The following is a 21,964-nucleotide window of genomic DNA, read 5'->3' as shown; positions in this document are numbered from 1 at the left end:
GGGTGGTGAACGAATCCTGACCGGCAGGATGTCCGCTGCTTTTGTCGGACCCCGCGTGTAGCGTCCGAAGTCAAGTTCTTCCACTGACTGGACGGCGGTAAGAGCATGACTGCGGTTCACGATTTCCCCGAGAAGTCGGGCAGCGCGTCCAACGCGACGGCCCGGGTTCTCGCGGATCGGGCGGCGGGTGAGGCGTATGTGGCGTCCGTGTGCTTCAAGCACGGTCCGCCCAGACTCCTCGGCGTCGAACTCGAGTACACCGTGCACTACGCCGGGGACCCCGCCAGGCCCCTCGACCCTGACGACCTCGCCACCGCCCTCGGCCCGCACACCCCGCGGACCCTGCGCCCCGAGAGCCCCGCTTCGCCCCTTCCGGGTGGCTCGCCCCTGAGCCTCGAGCCCGGTTGCCAGGTCGAAATCTCCGCCCATCCGCAGACCACGTTGCGTGAACTCGACGCCGTCGTCTCCGCGGATCTGGCCCACCTCACCGCACTGCTCGCCGGGAAAGGGCTCGTCCTCGGCGAGTCCGGTATCGACGAGCACCGCGCGCCGGAGCGCAAGCTCCGCACCGAGCGCTACGCCGCCATGGAACGCCGGTTCGCCCCGCTGGGCGAAGGCGGCATCACCATGATGTGCAGCACCGCGGGCCTGCAGATCTGCGTGGACACCGGCGAGGCGGACGCCTACGCCGGCCGCTGGGCCGCCGTCCACGCGATGGGCCCGCCGCTGCTGGCCACTTTCGCCAACTCCCGGTTCCACGCGGGCCGTGACACGGGCTTCGCGTCCGCGCGCTGGCTCGCGGTGATGGGCACCGAGGAGACGCGGGTGCGGCCGGGTGCGGCCTCGGCGGATCCCGCCGCCTCCTGGGCGCACCGGATCCTGGACACCCCGCTGATGGTGCTGCCGGGCGACAACCGGCCTTGGGACGCGCCGGACGGGCTGACGTTCGCCGACTGGATCGACGGCCACGGCACGGATCCGCTGCTGAGCAGGCCGACAGAGCAGGACCTGGCCTACCACCTGACGACGATGTTCACCCCGGTCCGGCCGCAGGGCTACCTCGAGGTGCGCTACCTCGACGCCCAGCCCGCCGGGCAGTGGCTGCACCCGGTGGCGCTCGTCGCCGGGCTGCTCGCCCGTCCGTCCACAGTGGACAAGGTGCTGGACATCTGCGCGCCGGTCGCGAACCGGTGGGACACCGCGGCCAGGGCCGGCCTCGCCGACCCGGCGATCGCCGCGGTCGCCGCGGAGGTGGTGGATCTCGGGTGCGCCGAACTGGGGGTGACCGGGCTGTCCACCGCCGTGGTCGGTGAGATCAGCGAGAGCGTGCAGGCACGCGTGCACGGATCGAGGAGTTACCAGCGATGACCCAGACTCGGAATGCCCAGACTCGGAATGCCCAGACGCGGGAGACCACTCCCTTGTCCGAGCTGAGCCCGCAGGACCTGCGGGCCCGTGCCGCCGAAGCGCTGACCAGGGCCAGGGCCCGCAGCGAGGCACTGACCGACGCGGTGGACGACGAGGACCTCGTCCGCCAGCACTCGAAACTGATGTCCCCGCTGGTCTGGGACCTCGCCCACATCGGCAGCCAGGAGGAGCTCTGGCTGGTCCGCGACGTGGGCGGCCGCGCCGCGCTGCGCGCCGACATCGACGAGATCTACGACGCGTTCCAGCACGCCCGCGCCGATCGGCCAGGGCTGCCCCTGCTGGGCCCGGAGGAGACGCGCAAGTACGTCCGCGAGGTACGGGTGAAGACCTTCGAGGTGCTCGAAAAGGTGCCGCTGGAGGGCCGCAGGCTCACCGAGGACGCGTTCGCCTTCGGCATGGTCACCCAGCACGAGCAGCAGCACGACGAGACGATGCTCGCTACGCACCAGCTGCGCCGGGGCGAGCCGGTGCTGCACGCGCCCGCCCCGCCGGGCAACCGGTCGCCCCGGCTGCCCGCCGAGGTGTTCGTCCCGGGCGGCGCCTTCACCATGGGCACGTCGGCCGAGCCGTGGGCGCTCGACAACGAGCGTCCCGCGCACGAGACGTTCGTGGACGCCTTCTTCCTCGACACCACGCCGGTCACCTGCGGCGCGTACGTCGAGTTCCTGGACTCCGGCGGTTACGACGAACCCCGCTGGTGGAGCGAGCGGGGCTGGGCGTACCGCACGGAGCACGACATCACCGCGCCGCGGTTCTGGGAACGAGCGGCGAACGGCTGGTGGCGCACGCGGTTCGGGGTGTTCGAGAAGGTGCCCGCGGCCGAGCCGGTCGTGCACGTGTCGTTCCACGAGGCCGAGGCGTACGCGGCCTGGGCTGGCAGGCGGCTGCCCACCGAGCCGGAGTGGGAGAAGGCGGCCCGCTTCGACCCGGCCTCCGGGCGGTCCCGGCGGTTTCCCTGGGGCGACGAGGAGCCCACGCCCGAGCACGCCAACCTCGGTCAGCGGCACCTGCGGCCCGCCGAGGCGGGCGCGTATCCGGCCGGCGCCTCGCCACTGGGCGTCCACCAGCTCATCGGTGACGTCTGGGAGTGGACCAGCAGCGGTCTCGAGGGCTATCCCGGGTTCTCGTCGTTCCCGTACCGCGAGTACTCCGAGGTCTTCTTCGGCGGCGACTACAAGATCCTGCGCGGTGGCTCGTTCGGCACCGACTCGGCCGCCGTCCGGGCGACCTTCCGCAACTGGGACCATCCCATCCGGCGGCAGATCTTCTCCGGCTTCCGGTGTGCCCGCGACGCGCGACCGGGCGAGGTGAGCTGAGCCGGATGTGCCGCCATCTGGCGTACCTCGGCGCGCCCTGTTCGCCCGCCGGGTTCCTGTTCCATGCCCCGCATTCCCTGCTCGTGCAGTCCTACGCCCCCGCCGACATGCGCGGCGGGGGCTCGGTGAACGCGGACGGCTTCGGGCTCGGCTGGTACGCGGGCGGCCCCGAGCCGCTGCGGTACCGCCGGGTCGCTCCACTGTGGACGGACGACGCCCTGCCCGCGATCGCGGGCTCGGTGAGAACCCATGCCTTCGTCGCCGCGATCCGCAACGGGACCACCGGGATGCCGGTCATGGAACAGGCCTGCGCCCCCTTCACCGACGGGCGCTGGTTGTTCAGCCACAACGGCGTCGTGCGCGGCTGGCCGGAGTCGGTGGCGGAGCTCGCGAGCAAGCTCCCGGTCACCGACCTGCTGACGCTCGACGCGCCGACGGACTCGGCCCTGCTCTGGGCGCTGCTGCGGGATCGGCTGCGGGCGGGGGAGGAGCCGCTCGAAGCGGTGGCCGAGCTCGTGCTCGCCGTCGAACGGGCCGCGCCCGGTTCCCGGCTCAACCTCTTGCTCACCGACGGCGCGAGCCTGCTCGCCACGGCCTGGACGCACTCCCTCGCGGTGTGTGAGACGGCCGAGGGCGTGCTGGTGGCGTCGGAGCCCGGTGATCCCGGCCCGCACTGGCGGCCGGTACCCGACCGGCACGCCGTCCGCGTCGCGGGCGGCATCGTGGAATTCCTCTCTCTCGAAAGTCCTCTCGAAAACCCCGAACCTGATCGGAGCACCCGAGCGTCATGACCGAACTCGATCTCGACGTACACCGCAGTACGGCGGACATCACGGACGCCCTGCGCGCCGACGTGCGCGCCGGGCTCACCGCGGAGCGGAAGTGGTTGCCGCCCAAGTGGTTCTACGACGCCCGTGGCAGCGAACTGTTCGAGGAGATCACCGCGCTGCCCGAGTACTACCCGACCCGCAGCGAACGGGAGGTGCTCGCCGCCCGCTCGGCCGAGATCGCCGAGGTCACCGGTGCGCACACGCTGGTCGAACTCGGCTCCGGGTCGAGCGAGAAGACCCGGTTGCTGCTCGACGGGCTGACCGAGCACGGCACCCTGGAGGCGTTCGTCCCGCTCGACGTCTCCGAGTCCGCGCTCGCCGAGGCCGCCGAAGCGATCTCCGCCGACTACCCGAAGCTCGAGGTCCGCGGGGTGGTGGGCGACTTCACCGAACATCTCGGCCTCCTTCCCGGCGGTCAGCCGCGCCTGGTCGTGTTCCTCGGCGGCACCATCGGCAACTTCCTGCCCGCCGACCGCGCCCAGTTCCTGCGTTCGGTGCGCGAGGTCGTGGACGAGGGTGAATGGCTGCTGCTCGGCACGGACCTGGTGAAGGACCGCGAGACGCTGGAGCGCGCGTACGACGACTCGGCGGGCGTGACGGCCGACTTCAACCGCAACGTGCTGCGGGTGATCAACGAGCGGCTCGGCGCGGATTTCGACCCTGAGGCGTTCGACCACGTCTCCCACTGGGACGAGGAGCAGGAGTGGGTCGAGATGCGCCTGCGGGCGCGCGAGGCGCACACGGTCCGGATCCCCGGCGCTGGCCTGGAGGTCGGCTTCGCCGCGGGGGAGTACATCCGGACGGAGATCTCCGCGAAGTTCCGCCCGGAGAAGGTCGAGGCCGAGCTCGCGGCGGCCGGGTTCGCCGTCGAGCAGTGGTGGACCGACTCGGCGAAGCGGTTCGGGGTGACACTGGCAAGATCTGTGCGTGGCTAACCCGCTGGCTTCCCTCGCCCGTGCCCTGGGCACGAAACCCTGTTTGATGAAGCTCGCGGGCGGGATCAGCTGGGCCGACAGGAAGCTGCACCGGCTGTTCAAGGGGAGGGTCAGCCTGGTCGCCATGGCCGGGCTGCCCTCCCTGCGGCTGACCACGACCGGCCGCCGGAGCGGGCTCGCCCGCAGCACCAACCTGCTCTACTTCCCGCACAGCGCGGACTACGTGCTTACCGGGTCCAACTGGGGACGGCCGAACAACCCGGCCTGGACGCTGAACCTGCGCGACCACCCCGAAGCGGTCATCGCGCTCGGCGGCCGCGAGACGCGAGTCAAGGCTCGCGAGCTCACCGGCGACGAATACCAGGCGATGTGGCGGGAGTTGCTGGGGTTTTGGCCGGGTTACGCGATGGAGCTGGAGGCGGCCGGGCGGGAGCTGCCGATCTTCGTCCTGACCGTGACCACTCGATAGTGGTTTGTACCATCCGTTCGGCCGGTGACGGGAATCGCCGGTTTGTGCCAGTCTCTCCCAGGTGACGCGCCGTGACATGTGATGCGCACGGTGCAGTGATGGGAGGAGACGTCTTGCCCAGATCGTCAGGGAATCGGGTGCGGGCCTTCGTGCTGGTGGGGGCACTCGCGGCCGGTACGGCACTGGTCGGGTTGCCGGGGACGGGCGCGGCCGCGCCCGTGACGGGCACACCCGCGGCCCAGGTTGGTGCCACGAAGCCGGTCAAATGGGGCACCTGCTCCGCCGCGACCTTGCGCGGAGTACCCGCCGATCAGGTGAAGTTCTACAGCTGCGCCAGCTATCGGGTGCCGATCGACCACGACAACGCCGCGCTGGGGACGATCGACATCGCGCTGCTGAAGCGTGCCGCGAAGACGCCGGACAAGAAGATCGGCTCGCTGTTCCTCAACCCGGGCGGCCCCGGCGGCTCCGGCCTGCGGATGCCGATCAGCGCGAGCGCCTACTTCCAGCCGCAGGTGCTGGACCGCTTCGACACGGTCGGCTTCGACCCGCGGGGTGTCGGGGCCAGCAACCCGCTGCGCTGCTTCACCACCGCCGAGGACGCCGACGAGGTCTTCGGGGCGCAGACACCGGTGCCGCTCAGCCGCACCGAAATCTCGAACACGCTCGCCGCGTACCGCGACTACGGCCAGTTCTGCAAGAACAACGCGGGCTCGCTGCTCGACCACATGTCCACCAAGGACGTGGTGCGTGACCTCGACCTGCTCCGCGCGGCCGTGGGCGACCAGAAGCTGACCTTCACCGGCTTCTCCTACGGCACGCTCATCGGCTCGACCTACGCGAACATGTACCCGAAGCAGACGCGGGCCATCGTCATCGACGGCAACGTCGACCCGGCCCTGCGCACCAGCGACGGTGTCCAGTACGACCGCGAGCGTGCTCGCGGCTTCGAGATCTCGCTGGACGGCTTCCTCAAGAAGTGCCAGCAGGTCGGCTCCAAATGCGCGTTCAGCCCCGGCCAGCCGCGGGCGAAGTTCGACGAACTGCGCGACTATCTGCGCCAGCAGCCGATCGCGCTGCCGGACGGCGGTTCCTTCGACATCAACGCCTTCACCGGCGAGGTGTCCGGCGCCCTCTACTCGCCCGCGTCGTTCAGCGGGCTGGCCGAGGACCTGCAGGCGCTCTACGGGCTCGCCCACCCGGCGGGTGCGCAGACCCAGTCGACCAGGGTCGAGCTGAAGACCCTGCGCTCAGGCAGGACCGGCCGCGCCGACGTGAACCCGGACAGCCCGTACACGAGCGACGACTCGTACTTCGGGGTCAACTGCTCGGACAAGAAGATCACGATCAAGCAGGAGAAGGTCCCCGCGATCGCCGCCGACTGGGAACGGGAGTCGCCGACCTTCGGCCGTTACCACGCGTTCTCGGACGTCGCGGGCTGCCCGGTCTGGCCCGTCAAGAAGCCGGACGTCTACCGCGGTCCGTGGCAGGTCTCGACCGACACCCCGGTACTGGTCGTGGGCAATTTCTACGACCCGGCCACGCAGTACGTCTTCGCGCAGCGGATGACGAAGGAGCTCGGCAACGCGCGGCTGCTCTCGGTCGACGCCTTCGGCCACTGCATCCTCGGTGACGCGCTCGGCGTCGACAAGGCTGCGGCCGACTACCTGATCGACCTGAAGGTGCCCGCTTCCGGTCAGGTGTTCCAGCCGAACGTCCAGCCGTTCGACCCACCGGCGGCGGCGACGAAAGGCTGATCCTCCGCGTTAGGCGAAGGCCGGGCGGGTCGTCCTCGACGACCCGCCCGGCTTGTTTCCGTGTCTGGCCGGTTGCTGCCTGACGGTCCTCGTCCCGCGTCGCGACCCTTAACCTGATTCGGCCGGTGGGGTGGACGATCGACGGGGGCAGTCATGGGCAAGGCACGCGGGATCCTCGTACTGACGGTAGGTGTGGTCGTCGTCGCGGTCGGGATCTGGGCGGGTCAGGTCAATTCCGGCAGTCAGGTCCCGGCGCCGTCCGTCACGGCTCCGCAGCTGGCGCCGGTAGCGGCCGACGATCACCTGCCGGTGTCCGCGGCCGACTACCAGCGTGCGCTGACCGCATTCGACGACGCCGTCCGGCCAGGCGCCGGGCAGGTGGACGCCGCGCGCACGGTGGCCGAGCTGAACGCGGCGAACGCTCGCCTTTCCCAGGTGCTGCGGGCACAGGCGGACAAGCTGGGCGCGCTCGTCCCGCCGGACGCCGTCGCTGCCGAACACGAACAGCTGCGGCGGAGCCTCTACGAGCTCGCGACTGCTTTCGAGCAGCCGACGCGGCCGTCCACCCCGAATGAGTGCGGTGTCTCGCCACCGGTGAGCGACGCCGTCCGTGCCTCGGTCAGGGCGCTCTCCCTTGGACAGAGCAGCTTGGGCAAGGCGGCCGCGGCCTTCGCCGCCCACCAGTTCCGGGTGGGCACCTCGCTGCCGAAGGTGCCGACGGCCGCGCCTTCACCACCGGAAGACCGCCGGGCGGCCAACGGGAAGATCGTCGAACGGTCCGGTCCCCGCGGCCGGGGCAGGCTCGAGATCACCAACGGACTCACCCGGGACGTCGCTGTCTCGGTGGTCACCGGCGACCCCGCCAAGCCGCAGGTGATGATCTACGTGCGTGTCGAGGCGAAAGCCACGATCAGCGGGATCACCGGCACCTACCAGGTGTATTTCAAGAGCGGCACCGACTGGGACGGCGCGCGGCACGGGTTCACCTCGGGCTGCACGTTCGAGAAGTTCGAAGACATTTTCGACCAGCAGTCGGACTGGCAGATCGATCTGGCGAAGAGTCCGGTCGGCAACGCGCACACCAGCACCGTCGGGCGGTACTAGCGTCCGGGTTCATTGGCGGATTCAAGGCTGCTCTGCGCCAATTCTCAGGTTAGGGGCCCAGGTTGTGACCATGACCGAGACCACGCCGCCCCGGCCGAGCAGGCGTCGGTGACCGGTGCCGTCGACATACGACGGACCATGGTTTCCCCCTGACCGGGAGTCGCGGGGAGCGGCGGGACGGCGCTGCGGGGCAGCCGTTCCGCCCGGCGCCGGGTGGATCATCCTCGATGGTCCGCCCGGCCTGTTTCACGCCTGGCCGAGCAGCCGCCGCAGGAGTTCGCGCACCGCCGTCTCCGCCTCGGCCGCCGCGAGGTCGTGGTCGGCGGCCCTCGCGATCATCATGGCGATCTCGTTCATGGCGGCCAGCACGGCGTGGGCGAAGAAGCTCGCCTGAGCCTTCTCGACCAGGCCGTCGGCCACGGCGCCGCGGAACGCGACCTTGATCAGCCCGAGCGTGCGCTGTTCGTCGAGTTCCCGCCACCGTTGCCAGCCGAGCACGGCCGGCGCGTCGATGAGGAGCACGCGCCGCACCACTGGGTCGGTGGTGAACCGGATCCAGGCCAAGCAGCCCTCCCGCAACGCCGCGGCCGGTTCGGTCAGGCCATGGACCGCTGTCGCCAGGTGCTCGTCCACCCGGTCGTAGACGGTGTCGACCACGGCGGCGAACAGGGCGTCCTTGCCCGCGAAGTGGTGGTACAGCGCACCTCTGCTCACCCCGGACTCCCGCAGGACGGCCTCGATCGAGGTGTCGTCGTAACCGGGCTCGGTGAACAGCCCGGTGGCGACGGCGATCAGCTTCTCGCGGGTCACCTGGCCACGGTCGCTCTTGGTCCGCACCCTCAGTCGTTCCCTCCGTGGTTGACAAACCGACTGTCGGTCTGTTGATACTAGACCGTCAGTCGGTCTACTGCTGGAGGCACTCTACCCATGGACCTGCGGACCCTGGAACGACACCGCGGCAGCGTGTCGACGCGCTCCGGCGAACTCAGCTACCTCGACGTCGGCACCGGTCCGGTCGCGCTGTTCGTGCACGGCATCGGCACGAACGCCTATCTGTGGCGCCACGTGCTCGGAGCCTGCGGGGCGCAGCGGCGCTGCCTGGCGCTCGACCTGCCGCTGCACGGCCGGTCCCCGGCCGCCGCGCAGCAGGACTTCACCCTCGGCGGGCTGGCGGACGTCCTCGAGGACTTCCGCGCCGCGCTCGGGCTCGACGAGTTCGACCTGGTCGCCAACGACACCGGTGGCGCGGTCGCGCAGGTCTTCGCCGTGCGGCACGCCGAGCGGCTGCGGACCTTCACGCTCACCAACTGCGACACCCACACGAACCTGCCGCCGGAGGCGTTCCGGCCGATCGTCGAACTGGCCGAGCGCGGGTTGCTGGCCAGGGTGTCCACCCGGCTCGCCGCCGATCTCGGGCAGGCCCGCGCGGGCGTGCTCGGCCTCGGCTTCGAGCGTCCGGACCTGGTTCCCGACGAGGTGCTGCGCGCTTACGTCGAGCCGGTGTTCGGCACCGCGACGGCCGCGCGGCAGTTCGAACGACTGGTCCTGTCACTCGACGCCGCGGACCTGGTCGCGATCGAGCCGCGACTCAAGGAACTCACCGTGCCCACGCTCGTGGTGTGGGGGACCGACGACCCGAACTTCGCGGTGAGCTGGGCGTATTGGTTGCGTGACACCATTCCCGGGGTGCTGGAGGTGGTCGAGATCGACGGCGCGAAGCTGTTCTTCCCCGACGAGCGGCCGGAAGACCTGGTGCCCCACCTCCTGCGGCACTGGGCGCGGGTCACCGGGAAGGTGGGCTGACATGGCCGGGCCGAAGCGGGATGTCGTCGTCCGCACCGCCAGCAGGAGTGACCGGCGGCGGGTCGCGGAGGTGCTGGGCCGGGCGTTCCAGGTCGAGCCGGTCTACGAGTGGCTGTACCCCGGAACCGGACTCCGGGCGCGGCGGCTTCCGTTGCTGCTGGGTACTTTCGTCTGGCGCCTGCACCCCGGGCTTGGCATCGTCGAGGTGGCGGTCGCCGACGGGGAGGTCATCGGCGCGGCGGTCTGGGACCGGCCGGGAGCGGTACGGGCCGGGCCGGTGCGGACCGCACGCGCGCTCCCGGGGATGCTGCGTGCCGTGGGGAGCCGGTTGCCCAAGCTCGCCGCACTCGGCGAGGCACTGGAGAAGGCTCGCCCGGAGGAGTCGCACTGGTACCTGTTCCACCTCGGCGCCGATCCGGAGTGGCAGTCGCGGGGCGCCGGGACGGCGTTGCTGCGTGCGAGGCTCGAGCAGTGCGACATCGACGGCCTACCCGCCTACCTGGAATGCAAACAGTCGCACGTGCCCTACTACGCGCGCTTCGGTTTCGAAGTCATCGGCGAGGTCAAGATCGACGACAGCCTCAGCACGCTGACGATGTGGCGCGAACCGGCGAGGTGATCATCACAGCGGCAGACCGGCCCGTCCGGGTTAAGCTCACCGGGTTGATCAAACGGTCACGAGCACGAAAGCGAGGTGAGCGGCACATGCCGGAAGACAGTATTGAGACGACCGGACGTATTCTGGGCGCCGTCACCTTCGCGCCCCGCACGCGCTGACCTTCCGCGCGGTTCTTCCGGTCCCACCTTCTGTCTGGCTTTGTGTTGGCACGCCGGAAAAGAGCCGGAATCATGAACACCTTCGAAATGCTGCTGCGGGTCGGCACGGGCGTCGGGCTGGGCGCGGTCATCGGCTTCGAGCGTCAGTACCGGGCCAGGATGGCCGGGCTGCGCACCAACGCGCTGGTCGCCGTCGGCGCCACGCTGTTCGTCCTGCTGTCGGCGCACGGGTTCGGCGGGCTGTCGGGCAGCTCCCACGCCGACCCGACCCGGGTGGCCGCCCAGATCGTGTCGGGCATCGGGTTTCTCGGCGCCGGGGTCATCCTGCGGGACGGCCTCAACGTCCGCGGGCTCAACACCGCCGCGACGCTTTGGTGCTCGGCCGCGGTCGGCTCGCTCGCGGGCACCGGGCTGTACCAGGTCGCCCTCGCCGGGACAGCGGTCGTCGTCGGCGTCAACGTCGCGCTGCGGGCACTCGGCCGGGTGGTCGACCGCCGTCCGGACACCGGTGACGAGACGCCAACCCGCTACGCCTTCCAGGCGGTGACCACCGGCGACGCCGAGGCGCACATCCGCGCGTTGCTCGTGCAGTCGTTGACCCGCACCGACTTCCGGCTGCTGTCGGTGCAGAGCACGGACCGCCCGGAGGCGCACGCGGTCGAGGTGCGCGCCGAACTGATCGGCGACCAGCGCGACGACGCGCAGATGGAGTCCGCGGTCTCCCGCCTCTCGCTGGAGCCCTCGGTCACCAGCGTGCGCTGGGAGGCGTTGGTCGGTGCCTGACCCGCGGGTGTCATGAAGGGGCCTTTGAGGACGAAAAATGCCCTGAAAGACCCTTTCATGACACCCGCGAGCGCTACTGGCCCGCCAGGAACTCGGTGAGCAGCTGCCGGAACTCCTCGGGGCGTTCGAGGTTCACGTTGTGCCCGGCACCGGGCACAACGACCTTGGTCGCGTCCGCCGCCTGGCTGGCCAGCAGGTCCGCCACGGCGTGGATGTCCGACGAGTCCGGCTCGCCGACGACCGCCAGGATCCTGGCGGTCAGCTCGGCGGCCCGGTTCACCCCGTCGAGTTCGGTGACGAGGCGCTGGCCCGCCATGGTGTGCCGCGAGTAGGTGTCGGCCAGCAGTCGCGCGCACAGCGAACGGGTCTCCGGGTCGACCTGGCCCGGGGTGCGGTTCGGGCCGTCGACCCACATGCGCAGGAAGCATTCGAGACTTCGCGCGCCGTCCCCGGCGGCGGCTGCTTCGGAGAGTTCCTTCTCCAGCGCCAGGATGCCAGGATGCCAGGATCGCGGAAGGTCATCCCGCTGATCCCGGGTGAGCACAGGAAAAGCGCTTCGACGCGCTCCGGATACGTCAGTGCGAAGTCGATCGAGGTGCGGCTGCCCATCGACAGTCCGACGAGCGTCGCCTTCGGGAAGTCCAACGCGTCGAGCAGTTCCCGGAGATCGTGGCGCATGGTGAACGGCCCGGACGGCTCGGAGGACGCGCCGTAACCGCGAGCGTCGTACCGCACCACCGAATTGCGCTCGGAGAGCCAGTCCATTTCGTGGTCCCACATGCCGCCGTTGAGCGCGCCGGCGTGGAGCAGGATCACCGGGCTGCCCGCGCCGCGGATCTCGTAGCTCAGCTCGCCGTTGTCGATCGCGATCGTGCCCGTGGTCATCCGGCCTCCCCTGTCCTCCCAGTCTACCGATGCCAGCACGGGCTGGGCCGCTTTCCTTTGTCGGACAAGGTAAAGCGCCCTTTCGGGCAGATATTGGCGCGCGTCGGCAGCGTCGATGACACGGCCGTTCGGCCGTGCCCGCGCCACCCCGGTTCCGGTTTGCTGTGCCGAACCGATTTCCGGGGAGGAATCATGAAGATGTTCGGACGATGTGGCCGGGCGCTCGCGGCCGTGGCCGCCGCGGCAGGACTGGTGATCGCCGGTGCGGGCGTGGCCCATGCCGGGCTCCGCCAGTACCAGGACGGTTTCGAGGACAATCCGGGTGCCGCGTGGGCGATCACGCGCACCGGCAGTGGCGAGGCCGGGTTCGACTTCGGCCTCGGCAACGCGCGGAGCGCCCGGAACAACGGCTGGCTGCATTCGGGGTACAGCTTGGCTTCCGCCGCCACCGAGGAGATCAGGGTGCCCACCGGGTCCGGCGGCAGGAGCGACTGCGTGGCCCAGGTCTACGCCAACCCGCTCAACAACCGCACCACCGCGATCGAGGTCTACGTGTACAACTCGGCGGGCACCCTGCTGACCTCGTCCATCCGCGGCCTGAGCTTCACCGGCTATCAAGCGGTGCAGTCGAACCAGTTCGTGTTGTACGGGTACCAGACGGTCATGGTGCGGTTCCGGCTCTACGACTCGGGCCGCGGCTACGACGGTGAGTGGCTCCGGCTCGACGACTTCACGTTGACCTGCTCCTACTGACGAGGAGCCGTCCTGATCCATCGGATGTGTCATGAAAGGGTCTTTCAGGACGAAAAATGCCCTGAAAGACCCTTTCATGACACTTCAGGGGCTTGCCCCCGAAGCCTTACGCCTTGGTCATCTTGCGTAGCACGTACTGCAGGATGCCGCCATTGCGGTAGTAGTCCGCCTCGCCAGGGGTGTCGATGCGGACGTCCGCGTCGAACTCCACAGTGGACCCGTCGGACTTCGTGGCGGTCACCTTCACCGTGCGCGGCGTCTCGCCGTCGTTCAGCTTGGTGATGCCCGCGATGTCGAACGTCTCGGTGCCGTCCAGCTTCAGCGAAGACGCCGACTCGCCCGCCGGGAACTGCAGCGGGATGACGCCCATGCCGATCAGGTTGGACCGGTGGATCCGCTCGAACGACTCCGTGATGACCGCGCGCACGCCGAGCAGCGAAGTGCCCTTCGCGGCCCAGTCACGCGACGAACCCGAGCCGTACTCCTTGCCGCCCAGCACGACCAGGGGAGTGCCAGCCGCAGCATAGTTTTGGGCCGCGTCGTAGATGAACGACTGCGGGGCGTCGTCCTGGGTGAAGTCGCGGGTGTAGCCGCCCTGCACGTCGTCCAGCAGCTGGTTGCGCAGCCGGATGTTCGCGAAGGTGCCGCGGATCATCACCTCGTGGTTCCCGCGCCGGGAGCCGTACGAGTTGAAGTCCTTGCGGTCGATGCCGTGCCCGACCAGGTACTCGGCAGCCGGGGTGCCCGGCTTGATCGCCCCGGCGGGGGAGATGTGGTCGGTGGTGACCGAGTCGCCGAGCTTCGCCAGCACGCGCGCGCCGGAGATGTCGGTGACCGGTGACGGCTCCGGCTTCATGCCGTCGAAGTACGGGGGCTTCCGCACGTAGGTGGACTCGGCGTCCCATGCGAAGGTCTTGCCCTCGGGGGTGGGGAGCGCCTTCCAGCGGTCGCCGCCGTCGAACACGTCGGCGTAGTCCTTGGTGAACATCTCCTGGGTGATCGAGGAGTCGATCGTGTCCTGGATCTCCTGCGGACCGGGCCAGATGTCCTTCAGGAAGACGTCTTCGCCGTTCGTGTCCTGGCCAAGGGGCTGGTGCTCGAAGTCGAAGTCCATCGTCCCGGCGAGCGCGTACGCGATGACCAGCGGCGGCGAGGCCAGGTAGTTCATCTTGACGTCGGGGTTGATGCGGCCTTCGAAGTTCCGGTTGCCCGAAAGCACGGAGACGGCCGTGAGGTCGTTCTCCTGGATCGCGGCGGAGATCTCGTCCGACAGCGGGCCGGAGTTACCGATACAGGTGGTGCAGCCGTAGCCGACCAGGTGGTAGCCCAGCTTCTCCAGGTACGGCCAGAGACCGGCCTTGTTGTAGTAGTCGGTGACGACCTGCGAACCCGGCGCCATCGAGGTCTTCACCCACGGCTTGACCGCGAGGCCCTTGTCGACCGCGTTGCGCGCGAGCAGTGCCGCGCCCAGCATGACCGACGGGTTCGAGGTGTTGGTGCAGGAGGTGATCGAGGCGATCACCACGGCGCCGTGGTCGAGCACGAACTCGCCGCGGTCCGAGGTCGTCACCGTGACCGGGTTGGTCGGGCGGCCAGTCGCGCCGTTGGCGGCGGACTGCAGGACCGGCACCGCGTCGTCCTCGGCGAACGAGAGCGAAGGCGCGTCACTGGCCGGGAAGGACTCCTCGGAGGCCTCGTCGACCTTCGTGTGCGGGGTGAGGTCCTCGCCCTCGACGTAGTCGTGCACCGACTTGCGGAACGCCGACTTCGCGTCGGTCAGCTCGATGCGGTCCTGCGGGCGCTTCGGACCGGCGATCGACGGGACGACCGTCGAAAGGTCCAGCTCGATGTACTCGGAGAACTCCGGCTCGTGGGACGGATTGGAGTCAGACGAGTGCCAGAGCCCTTGTTCTTTTGCGTAGGCCTCGACCAGCGCGACCTGCTCGGGCGAGCGGCCCGTGAGCTTGAGGTAGCGCATGGTCTCTTCGTCGATCGGGAAGATCGCGGCGGTCGAGCCGAACTCGGGGCTCATGTTGCCGATGGTGGCGCGGTTGGCCAGTGGCACCGCGCCGACACCCTCGCCGTAGAACTCGACGAACTTCGAGACCACACCGTGGCGGCGCAGCATCTCGGTGATGGTGAGCACGACGTCGGTGGCGGTCACGCCGACCGGGATCTCGCCGGTCAGCTTGAAGCCGACGACGCGCGGGATGAGCATGGAGACCGGCTGGCCGAGCATCGCGGCCTCGGCCTCGATGCCGCCGACGCCCCAGCCCAGCACGCCGAGGCCGTTGACCATGGTGGTGTGCGAGTCGGTGCCGACGCAGGAGTCGGGGTACGCCTGTCCGTTGCGGGCCATCACCGTGCGCGCGAGGTGCTCGATGTTGACCTGGTGGACGATGCCGGTGCCCGGCGGGACGACCTTGAACTCGTCGAAGGCGCCCTGGCCCCAGCGCAGGAACTGGTAGCGCTCACGGTTGCGCTCGTACTCGATCTCGACGTTGCGCTCGAAAGCGTCGGGGGTGCCGAAGACGTCGATGATCACCGAGTGGTCGATGACCAGCTCGGCGGGCGCGAGCGGGTTGACCTTGTCCGGGTCGCCGCCGAGGTCGGTGACGGCCTCGCGCATGGTGGCGAGGTCGACGACGCAGGGGACGCCGGTGAAGTCCTGCATGATCACGCGGGCGGGCGTGAACTGGATCTCGATCGACGGGTCGGCCTTCGGATCCCAGTTGCCGAGTGCGCGGATGTGGTCGGCGGTGATGTTCGCGCCGTCCTCGGTCCGCAGCAGGTTCTCGAGCAGGATCTTGAGGCTGTAGGGAAGGCGCTGGGAGCCCTCGACCTTGTTCAGGCGGAACACCTCGTACGAGGCGTCGCCCACCTTCAGCGTGTCTTTGGCGCCGAAGCTGTCCTTGCTGGCAGGTGCAGTCACGTCTAACTCCAGTGGCATGGACTCATGCTCGCGAGCGGTGGTCCCGGGTCAGTTCGGTGTGGTCATCCGGATCGTTCGGGTCGATCCGGAGGAGTCTGGCGTACCCCCACCGTAAGTGCGGATGCGGGATGGCACACCTCGTCCGTCCTTCCAAACAGTACGCGTGTCCTTTTTTAAGGGCAAGGGCAACACGCGGGGTGAGCCTGGGTTCTGCGCCACTCCGGCCGCTACGCCGGGAAGACGATCAAGCTTTCGTGGGTCACCCGTAAAGGGGAAATGGTGCCTACGGTGCGTAAGTTTCTGGTGTTGCTTCTGGTAATCATGTGACTGCAGTGGCACAGTGCCCTGGTAATCGCTATCTGGAGGTGAATCCGTGTCGAGCAGCCTGGATGACCAGCGGGAACGCCGTGGCGGAGTCCGTCGCTGGCTGACCGTCGGCGCCTTCGGGCTGGCCGTGTTGCTCGGCACCGCGGGGACGGGCCTGGCCGTGCCGCCGCCTCCGCCGAACCCGAGCGACTCCGATCTCGACTCCAGCAAGGCCGCCGCGAACTCGAAGGCGGGCGAGGTCGGCAAGCTGACGAACCAGCTGGCCCAGGCGGACCAGCGGCTCGCGCAGCTGCAGGACGACGTCGAGCTGAAGATGGAGCAGGCGAACAAGGCGCTGGTGGACATGCAGTCCGCCCAGGACGACGCTTCGCAGGCCCAGCAGGCGGCGAAGGACGCGCGGTCCGAGTCCGACGCCGCGGCCGGTGCGATCGAGCGGCTCCGGGCCGACGTCGACAAGTTCGTCGCCGGGAGTTACCAGCAGGGCAGCACCATCGGCTCGGTGTCGGCCTTCGTCGGCTCCAGCAGCCCGCAGGACCTGCTCGCCCGCGCGCAGCTGCTCAACGCCGTCGGCGGCAACCAGCTGAACGCGCTCGACGCGATGAAGCGGGCCCAGACGGACAAGGCCAACAAGGACGCCGCCGCGCGCCAGGCGCTGGACGTCTCCCAGCAGAAGCAGGCCGTGGCCGAGCGCGCCAAGGTGAGCGCCGACGGCGCCCGGGGCGAGGCCCAGCAGGCGCAGAACACTCAGGCCGTGCAGAACACCCAGCTCGAAGCGGACAAGACCTCCGTCGAGCAGCAGCTCTACGCCGCGCAGTCGAAGGTCAATGGGCTCCAGGGGCAGCGGCAGCGGTACCGGGACTGGGTCGCCCAGAAGCAGCGGGAGGAAGAGGAGCAGGCTCGGCAGGCGGCGCTCGCCGCGGCCGCCAGGCCCGCGAGGAACAACGCGCCCCCGGCGTCGTCGCGTCCCGGCCCGTCGGCCCCCGCCGGTGCGAGCGTCGAGGCCGTGGTCGCCAGGGCGCTGTCCAAGCTCGGCCTGCCCTACGCGTGGGGCGGCGGCAACGGCAGCGGACCCAGCCGCGGCATCCGCGACGGCGGCGTGGCGGACCGTTACGGCGACTACAACAAGATCGGGTTCGACTGTTCCGGCCTGATGATCTACGCCTTCGCGGGCGTGCGGTCGCTGTCGCACTACAGCGGCTACCAGTACTCGTCCGGCAGGCAGGTCCCGCTCTCGCAGATGCGCCGCGGCGACATGCTCTTCTGGGGTGGCTCGGGCGGTATCCACCACGTGGCGCTCTACCTCGGCGGCGGCCAGATGGTGGAGGCGCCGCAGTCCGGGTCGACCGTGCGGGTGTCCTCGGTCCGCTACGGCGGCATCATGCCGTATGCGACCCGGCTGATCGGCTAGTGCGGCACGCCGGGATCGTGCTGGCGGGCGGTGCCGCCCGCCGACTGTCCGGAGTGGACAAGCCCGCGCTCGAGGTCGGCGGGATGTCCTTGCTGGCCAGGGCATTGGCCGCACTGTCCGAGGCCGACCCGGTGATCGTCGTGGGCCCGTCCCGGCCGGGATTCGACGGCGTGGTCTGGGCTCGTGAGGACGTCGTGGGCGCGGGGCCGGTGGCCGCGCTGGCGGCGGGACTCGCCGCACTGCCCGCACACGTGGAGCTCGTGGCGCTGCTGGCCGCCGACCTCCCCGGCGTGCGCCGGTCCACTGTGGACAAAGTGCTGGCCGCCGTCGGCGAGGCCGCGGGCGCGGTCCTTCTCGACGAAGCGGGACACCGGCAGTGGCTTCTCGGCGCCTGGCGGGTTTCGGCCCTGCGTGACGCCCTTCCCGACGTCGTCGAGAACGCTTCGCTGCGGCGGACGCTCGGTGCGCTGGAGATCGTGGACGTGCCCGCCGAGCCGGGGGAAAGCGCCGACGTCGACACGCCCGAGGACCTCGACCGGCATTCCTAACGTTCCCGCTGGAAGGCCCTTCACAGCCGTCATACCGCTGATCCGGTTGGCTACCGTCGCGAACAGTCGTGCCGCGTGAAGCAGTACGGTTCGCACCGCACGCGAGATCACCGGGTGCCCGCGGCACACCGCCATGGGGGCGGAGAACAAATCAGGAGGCAGGAGTGACCGAGCCCGGCTACGCCGAGGGTGCGGGCGGCCAGCAGCCCGGAACGCCAGCGCGGGACGCCCAGCTGCTGGAACGGACCGTGTTCGAGGTCAAGCGCATCATCGTCGGCCAGGACAGGCTGGTGGAGCGCGTGCTCGTCGGCCTGCTCGCCAAGGGACACCTGCTGCTCGAAGGCGTGCCCGGCGTCGCCAAGACGCTCGCGGTCGAGACCTTCGCGCGGGTCGTCGGGGGCTCGTTCTCCCGCGTCCAGTTCACCCCGGACCTCGTGCCCGCCGACATCCTCGGCACCCGGATCTACCGCCAGGGCGCCGAGCGCTTCGACGTCGAACTGGGCCCGGTCGTGGCCAACTTCGTGCTTGCCGACGAGATCAACCGCGCGCCGGCCAAGGTGCAGTCGGCGATGCTCGAGGTGATGGCCGAGCGGCACGTGACGATCGGCGGCAAGACCTTCCCGATGCCCGATCCGTTCCTGGTGCTCGCCACCCAGAACCCGATCGAGAACGAGGGCGTCTACCCGCTGCCCGAGGCGCAGCGCGACCGGTTCCTGTTCAAGATCCTCGTCGAGTACCCGACGGCCGAGGAAGAGCGCGAGATCATCTACCGCATGGGCGTGAAGCCGCCGGAGCCGCAGGAGGTGCTCAGCCCGGCCGAGCTCGTCCGCCTGCAGGACGTCGCCTCGCAGGTGTTCGTGCACCACGCGCTCGTCGACTACGTGGTCCGGCTCGTGCTCACCACCCGGACGCCGGGGGAGCACGGCCTCGCCGACGTCGCGGGCTGGGTGTCCTACGGCGCTTCGCCGCGTGCGAGCCTCGGCATCGTCGCCGCTTCGCGTGCGCTCGCGCTGGTGCGCGGCCGGGACTACGTGCTCCCGCAGGACGTCGTCGACGTCGTGCCCGACGTGCTGCGCCACCGGCTCGTGCTGTCCTACGACGCGCTCGCCGACGCCGTGCCGGTCGAGCACATCATCACCCGCGTCCTGCAGACCGTGCCGTTGCCGCAGGTGTCTGCCCGGCCGCAGGGGGGCGCCCCCGGCAGCCAGGTCATCCCCGCGGGCGCACCTGTCAGGTAGGGAAAAACCGTGAAGAACGAGAAGGGCGAACGTCCTTCGTGGGCGCCGCCGGTGTTGCGCGGCGACCGGCTGGAGGCCGGGCTGCGCACGCTGGAGCTCGACGTGCGGCGCAGGCTCGACGGACTCCTGCAGGGCAATCACCTCGGGCTGGTGCCAGGGCCCGGTTCGGAGCCCGGTGAGGCGCGGCCTTACCAGCCGGGTGACGACGTCCGCCGGATGGACTGGGCGGTCACCGCGCGCACGACGAACCCGCACATCCGGGAGACCGTCGCGGACCGCGAGCTGGAGACCTGGGTGGTCGCCGACCTGTCGGCGAGCCTGGACTTCGGGACCGCGCTGTGCGAGAAGCGCGACCTGGTCGTGTGCTCGGTCGCGGCCGTCGCGCACCTGACCGGCGGCGGCGGGAACCGGATCGGTGCGGTCGTGTCGAACGGCGCGGCGACCACCCGGTTCCCGGCCCGTGGCGGGTTGCCGCACGCGCGCGGCCTGGTCCGCAAGATCGCGGAGACGCCGCGTGCCGAAATGGGCGTCCGGGGTGACCTCGCCGCTTCGCTGGAGCAGCTGCGCAGGCCGCCGCGACGGCGTGGGCTGGCCGTGGTGGTCTCCGACTTCCTCGGTGGCACCGAATGGCAGCGGCCGCTGCGGGCGCTCGGTGGGCGCCACGATCTGATCGCCATCGAAATCGTCGACCCGCGTGACGTGGACCTGCCCGAGGTGGGGACCGTCGTGCTGGCCGACCCGGAGACAGGGAAACAGCGCGAAGTGCATGCTTCGGCCTTGCTGCGCAAGGAGTTCGGCGCCGCGGCGGACGCGCACCGCGAGGAAGTCGCGGCCGCGCTCAGGCGGGCGGGCGCCGCGCACCTGACGTTGCGGACCGACTCCGACTGGATCGCCGACATGGTCCGGTTCGTGGTGGCCCGTAAGCGGCGCTGGTCGGGGGGAGCGGCGTGAGCCTGTCCGGTTTCGCCTCCCCGTGGTGGTTCCTGCTGCTGCTCGCGGTCGCCGCGGTGGCCGCGGGGTACGTCATCTCGCAGCGGGTCCGCCGCAAGCGCACGATGCGCTTCGCCAACCTCGAGCTGCTCGACAAGATCGCGCCGAAGTCCCAGGGCTGGATCCGGCACCTGCCCGCGGTGCTGGTGGTGCTGGCCATGTTGGTGCTGACCATCGCGCTGGCCGGGCCGACTGCCGAGCAGAAGGTGCCGCGCAACCGCGCGACCGTGATGCTGGTGATCGACGTTTCGCTGTCGATGGAGGCCACCGACGTCGCCCCGAACCGGCTCAAAGCCGCCCAGCAGGCGGCCCGCTCGTTCGCCCAGAACATGACGCCTGGCGTCAACCTCGGACTGATCTCGTTCGCCGGTACCGCGACCGTGCTGGTCGCGCCGACCACCGACCGCAAGGGCGTGGTCAACGGCATCGACAACCTGAAGCTGGCCCAGTCCACCGCCACCGGCGAGGGCATTTTCGCGGCTCTGCAGTCGATCGAGAGCTTCTCGTCGATCGTGGGCGGCGCCGACGGCCCGCCACCGGCGCGCATCGTGCTGATGAGCGACGGCAAGCAGACCGTCCCGGACGACCTGTTCGCCCCGCGAGGCGCGTACACCGCGGCTCAGGCGGCGAAGCAGGCGCAGGTGCCCATCTCGTCGATCTCCTTCGGCACCCTGCACGGCAGCGTGGACATCGAGGGCAAGCCGCAGGACGTCAAGGTCGACGACGAGTCGTTGCGGGAGATCGCGAGCCTGTCCGGCGGCGACTTCTACAAGGCGGCGACCGCCGACGAGCTGAAGAAGGTCTACGACGACCTCGGCGAGCAGATCGGCTACGAGCTCAAGGACGCCGACGCGAGCAAGCCCTGGGTCGTCGTCGGCACGCTGGTGCTGATGATCGGCGCCGGTGCGGCGCTGTTCTTCGGGCAGCGGCTGCCCTAGTTCTGGTGGCTTTTGTGGCCGGCACCTTTGTGGCTGGCACAGTGATGGGATGAGCGAGATCGAGATCAGGGGCACCCGGCCGGGTGACGGGCCGGGCTGTGCCCTGGTGTGGCAGGACCTCGGCCGGTTCTTCGCCGGGATCAACCCGGACACCTACCGGGTGCCCGGGTCCGAAGGCCTGGCCGACTGGTTCGAGACGCTCAACGCGAAACTGCGGGACGACGACCAGTGGCTCCAGTTGGTCGCGGTCGCCGACGGCGAGATCGCCGGCCAGCTGGCCGCGACCCTCCAGCAGCCGATGGCGGCCGCCGAGCGGCAGATCCAGGCCGATTTCTCCCGGCGACGGCTGGTCATCAACGCGCTCGGCGTCCGGGACGCCGACCGGCGCGGCGGGGTCGGCACCGCGCTGATGCTGGCCGCCGAACAGTGGGGCCGCACTCAGGGGGCCGAGGTCGTGCTGCTGGACACCGAGCTCAACAACCACACCTCGATGCCGTTCTACGAGCAGCGGATGGGCTTCACCGCGCGGGCCGTCCAGTTCCGCAAGGAGCTCGGCTAAGCATGTGGCCAGAAGTGTTGTCCGTAATTGTTGGGTAGCCAGGGTGAGGTCCAGGGTGCGGCTGTGGTGAGCATCTGGGTGGTGGTCCGGTGTTGAAAGTGGGCGTGGGTTTGGCGGATGCGGTCGGCCATGGTGGCGGGTGCGGTGTTGGCGATGTGGTGTTTGAGGCCGGCCCAGACTCGTT

At 69.9% G+C, this 21,964-nt stretch carries 21 protein-coding genes and 1 pseudogene; 17 read left to right on the top strand and 5 right to left on the bottom strand.

The window, feature by feature from the left end:
* The first annotated feature begins 105 nt into the window (after positions 1-105).
* From QMK34_RS32525 to QMK34_RS32495, 7 genes are all read left to right on the top strand, one after another.
* Positions 106-1,368 carry a glutamate-cysteine ligase family protein gene (locus QMK34_RS32525; protein WP_326418478.1) on the top strand — a complete coding sequence of 421 codons (1,263 nt, stop codon included), beginning with the start codon at positions 106-108 and terminating at the stop codon, positions 1,366-1,368.
* Positions 1,365-2,744, top strand: coding sequence for an ergothioneine biosynthesis protein EgtB (gene egtB, locus QMK34_RS32520; protein WP_326418477.1), 1,380 nt, complete (start codon positions 1,365-1,367; stop codon positions 2,742-2,744). The genes QMK34_RS32525 and egtB overlap by 4 nt, the downstream gene beginning before the upstream one ends.
* A 5-nt stretch (positions 2,745-2,749) precedes the next feature.
* Positions 2,750-3,535 carry an ergothioneine biosynthesis protein EgtC gene (egtC, locus tag QMK34_RS32515; RefSeq protein ID WP_326418476.1) on the top strand — a complete coding sequence of 262 codons (786 nt, stop codon included), beginning with the start codon at positions 2,750-2,752 and terminating at the stop codon, positions 3,533-3,535.
* Positions 3,532-4,509, top strand: a complete 978-nt coding sequence (gene egtD, locus QMK34_RS32510) for an L-histidine N(alpha)-methyltransferase (RefSeq protein WP_326418475.1) — start codon at positions 3,532-3,534, stop codon at positions 4,507-4,509. Before egtC ends, egtD begins: the two co-directional genes overlap by 4 nt.
* 46 nt (positions 4,510-4,555) lie before the next feature.
* Entirely contained in the window at positions 4,556-4,978 is a 423-nt protein-coding gene (locus QMK34_RS32505) for a nitroreductase family deazaflavin-dependent oxidoreductase (RefSeq protein WP_442785259.1), read from the top strand.
* 137 nt (positions 4,979-5,115) lie between these two features.
* Positions 5,116-6,735, top strand: coding sequence for an alpha/beta hydrolase (locus QMK34_RS32500; protein ID WP_326418500.1), 1,620 nt, complete (start codon positions 5,116-5,118; stop codon positions 6,733-6,735).
* A 153-nt stretch (positions 6,736-6,888) separates the two neighbouring features.
* Positions 6,889-7,839 (top strand): hypothetical protein, encoded by a 951-nt coding sequence (locus QMK34_RS32495; RefSeq protein ID WP_326418473.1) that lies wholly within the window; start codon positions 6,889-6,891, stop codon positions 7,837-7,839.
* Between the two features lie 246 nt (positions 7,840-8,085).
* Here the strand turns inward: QMK34_RS32495 and QMK34_RS32490 are convergent, their stop codons facing one another.
* Positions 8,086-8,649, bottom strand: coding sequence for a TetR/AcrR family transcriptional regulator (locus QMK34_RS32490; protein ID WP_326418472.1), 564 nt, complete (start codon positions 8,647-8,649; stop codon positions 8,086-8,088).
* 117 nt (positions 8,650-8,766) lie between these two features.
* Between QMK34_RS32490 and QMK34_RS32485 the strand changes: the two genes are divergently transcribed.
* The 3 genes from QMK34_RS32485 to QMK34_RS32475 all read left to right on the top strand — a co-directional run bounded on the left by QMK34_RS32485 (position 8,767) and on the right by QMK34_RS32475 (position 11,202).
* On the top strand, positions 8,767-9,642 hold the full coding sequence (locus QMK34_RS32485) for an alpha/beta fold hydrolase (RefSeq protein ID WP_326418471.1): 876 nt from the start codon (positions 8,767-8,769) through the stop codon (positions 9,640-9,642).
* A gap of 1 nt (position 9,643) precedes the next feature.
* Positions 9,644-10,261: a GNAT family N-acetyltransferase gene (locus QMK34_RS32480; protein WP_326418470.1), complete on the top strand. Its 618-nt coding sequence runs from the start codon at positions 9,644-9,646 to the stop codon at positions 10,259-10,261.
* 230 nt (positions 10,262-10,491) lie between these two features.
* Positions 10,492-11,202, top strand: a complete 711-nt coding sequence (locus tag QMK34_RS32475) for an MgtC/SapB family protein (RefSeq protein ID WP_326418468.1) — start codon at positions 10,492-10,494, stop codon at positions 11,200-11,202.
* A gap of 73 nt (positions 11,203-11,275) precedes the next feature.
* Here QMK34_RS32475 and QMK34_RS32470 read toward each other — a convergent pair whose 3' ends face one another.
* Positions 11,276-11,518: an alpha/beta fold hydrolase gene (locus QMK34_RS32470; protein ID WP_326418467.1), complete on the bottom strand. Its 243-nt coding sequence runs from the start codon at positions 11,516-11,518 to the stop codon at positions 11,276-11,278.
* Positions 11,479-12,087: an alpha/beta fold hydrolase gene (locus QMK34_RS32465; RefSeq protein WP_326418466.1), complete on the bottom strand. Its 609-nt coding sequence runs from the start codon at positions 12,085-12,087 to the stop codon at positions 11,479-11,481. Before QMK34_RS32465 ends, QMK34_RS32470 begins: the two co-directional genes overlap by 40 nt.
* A gap of 192 nt (positions 12,088-12,279) precedes the next feature.
* On the opposite strand from QMK34_RS32465, the gene QMK34_RS32460 reads away from it, so the two are divergent.
* Positions 12,280-12,840 (top strand): hypothetical protein, encoded by a 561-nt coding sequence (locus QMK34_RS32460; RefSeq protein ID WP_326418465.1) that lies wholly within the window; start codon positions 12,280-12,282, stop codon positions 12,838-12,840.
* Positions 12,841-12,946: 106 nt separating this feature from the next.
* On the opposite strand, the gene QMK34_RS32455 is transcribed toward QMK34_RS32460, so the two are convergent.
* The gene (locus tag QMK34_RS32455) at positions 12,947-15,790 is read right to left on the bottom strand and encodes an aconitate hydratase (protein WP_326418464.1); all 2,844 of its coding nucleotides are present in this window, start codon (positions 15,788-15,790) and stop codon (positions 12,947-12,949) included.
* Between the two features lie 355 nt (positions 15,791-16,145).
* Between QMK34_RS32455 and QMK34_RS32450 the strand changes: the two genes are divergently transcribed.
* From QMK34_RS32450 to QMK34_RS32425, 6 genes are all read left to right on the top strand, one after another.
* Positions 16,146-17,507 (top strand): NlpC/P60 family protein, encoded by a 1,362-nt coding sequence (locus QMK34_RS32450; protein ID WP_326418463.1) that lies wholly within the window; start codon positions 16,146-16,148, stop codon positions 17,505-17,507.
* A complete protein-coding gene (gene mobA / locus QMK34_RS32445; protein ID WP_326418461.1) occupies positions 17,507-18,055 on the top strand; it encodes a molybdenum cofactor guanylyltransferase in 549 nt (182 codons plus the stop codon). Before QMK34_RS32450 ends, mobA begins: the two co-directional genes overlap by 1 nt.
* A 164-nt stretch (positions 18,056-18,219) precedes the next feature.
* Positions 18,220-19,293, top strand: coding sequence for an AAA family ATPase (locus tag QMK34_RS32440; protein ID WP_326418460.1), 1,074 nt, complete (start codon positions 18,220-18,222; stop codon positions 19,291-19,293).
* A gap of 9 nt (positions 19,294-19,302) precedes the next feature.
* Positions 19,303-20,244 (top strand): DUF58 domain-containing protein, encoded by a 942-nt coding sequence (locus QMK34_RS32435; protein ID WP_326418459.1) that lies wholly within the window; start codon positions 19,303-19,305, stop codon positions 20,242-20,244.
* Positions 20,241-21,221: a VWA domain-containing protein gene (locus QMK34_RS32430; RefSeq protein ID WP_326418458.1), complete on the top strand. Its 981-nt coding sequence runs from the start codon at positions 20,241-20,243 to the stop codon at positions 21,219-21,221. The genes QMK34_RS32435 and QMK34_RS32430 overlap by 4 nt, the downstream gene beginning before the upstream one ends.
* Before the next feature lie 49 nt (positions 21,222-21,270).
* On the top strand, positions 21,271-21,780 hold the full coding sequence (locus QMK34_RS32425) for a GNAT family N-acetyltransferase (protein WP_326418457.1): 510 nt from the start codon (positions 21,271-21,273) through the stop codon (positions 21,778-21,780).
* Here the strand turns inward: QMK34_RS32425 and QMK34_RS32420 are convergent.
* Positions 21,777-21,964: pseudogene (locus QMK34_RS32420) on the bottom strand (IS630 family transposase); the annotation flags it as partial. The gene QMK34_RS32425 and the pseudogene QMK34_RS32420 sit on opposite strands and share 4 nt — an antisense overlap.

Source organism: Amycolatopsis sp. H20-H5, assembly GCF_035828755.1.
GTDB lineage: Bacteria > Actinomycetota > Actinomycetes > Mycobacteriales > Pseudonocardiaceae > Amycolatopsis.
This window is presented reverse-complemented; position numbering and strand designations above follow the sequence as displayed.

Bases quoted from the DNA above. Each gene is read 5' to 3' on its own strand.
- QMK34_RS32525 (WP_326418478.1), top strand. From the start codon at position 106: ATGACTGCGGTTCACGATTTCCCCGAGAAGTCGGGCAGCGCGTCCAAC.
- egtB (WP_326418477.1), top strand. From the start codon at position 1,365: ATGACCCAGACTCGGAATGCCCAGACTCGGAATGCCCAGACGCGGGAG.
- egtC (WP_326418476.1), top strand. From the start codon at position 2,750: ATGTGCCGCCATCTGGCGTACCTCGGCGCGCCCTGTTCGCCCGCCGGG.
- egtD (WP_326418475.1), top strand. From the start codon at position 3,532: ATGACCGAACTCGATCTCGACGTACACCGCAGTACGGCGGACATCACG.
- QMK34_RS32505 (WP_442785259.1), top strand. From the start codon at position 4,556: ATGAAGCTCGCGGGCGGGATCAGCTGGGCCGACAGGAAGCTGCACCGG.
- QMK34_RS32495 (WP_326418473.1), top strand. From the start codon at position 6,889: ATGGGCAAGGCACGCGGGATCCTCGTACTGACGGTAGGTGTGGTCGTC.
- QMK34_RS32485 (WP_326418471.1), top strand. From the start codon at position 8,767: ATGGACCTGCGGACCCTGGAACGACACCGCGGCAGCGTGTCGACGCGC.
- QMK34_RS32480 (WP_326418470.1), top strand. From the start codon at position 9,644: ATGGCCGGGCCGAAGCGGGATGTCGTCGTCCGCACCGCCAGCAGGAGT.
- QMK34_RS32475 (WP_326418468.1), top strand. From the start codon at position 10,492: ATGAACACCTTCGAAATGCTGCTGCGGGTCGGCACGGGCGTCGGGCTG.
- QMK34_RS32470 (WP_326418467.1), bottom strand. From the start codon at position 11,518: ATGGCGGGCCAGCGCCTCGTCACCGAACTCGACGGGGTGAACCGGGCC.
- QMK34_RS32465 (WP_326418466.1), bottom strand. From the start codon at position 12,087: ATGACCACGGGCACGATCGCGATCGACAACGGCGAGCTGAGCTACGAG.
- QMK34_RS32460 (WP_326418465.1), top strand. From the start codon at position 12,280: ATGAAGATGTTCGGACGATGTGGCCGGGCGCTCGCGGCCGTGGCCGCC.
- QMK34_RS32455 (WP_326418464.1), bottom strand. From the start codon at position 15,790: ATGCCACTGGAGTTAGACGTGACTGCACCTGCCAGCAAGGACAGCTTC.
- QMK34_RS32425 (WP_326418457.1), top strand. From the start codon at position 21,271: ATGAGCGAGATCGAGATCAGGGGCACCCGGCCGGGTGACGGGCCGGGC.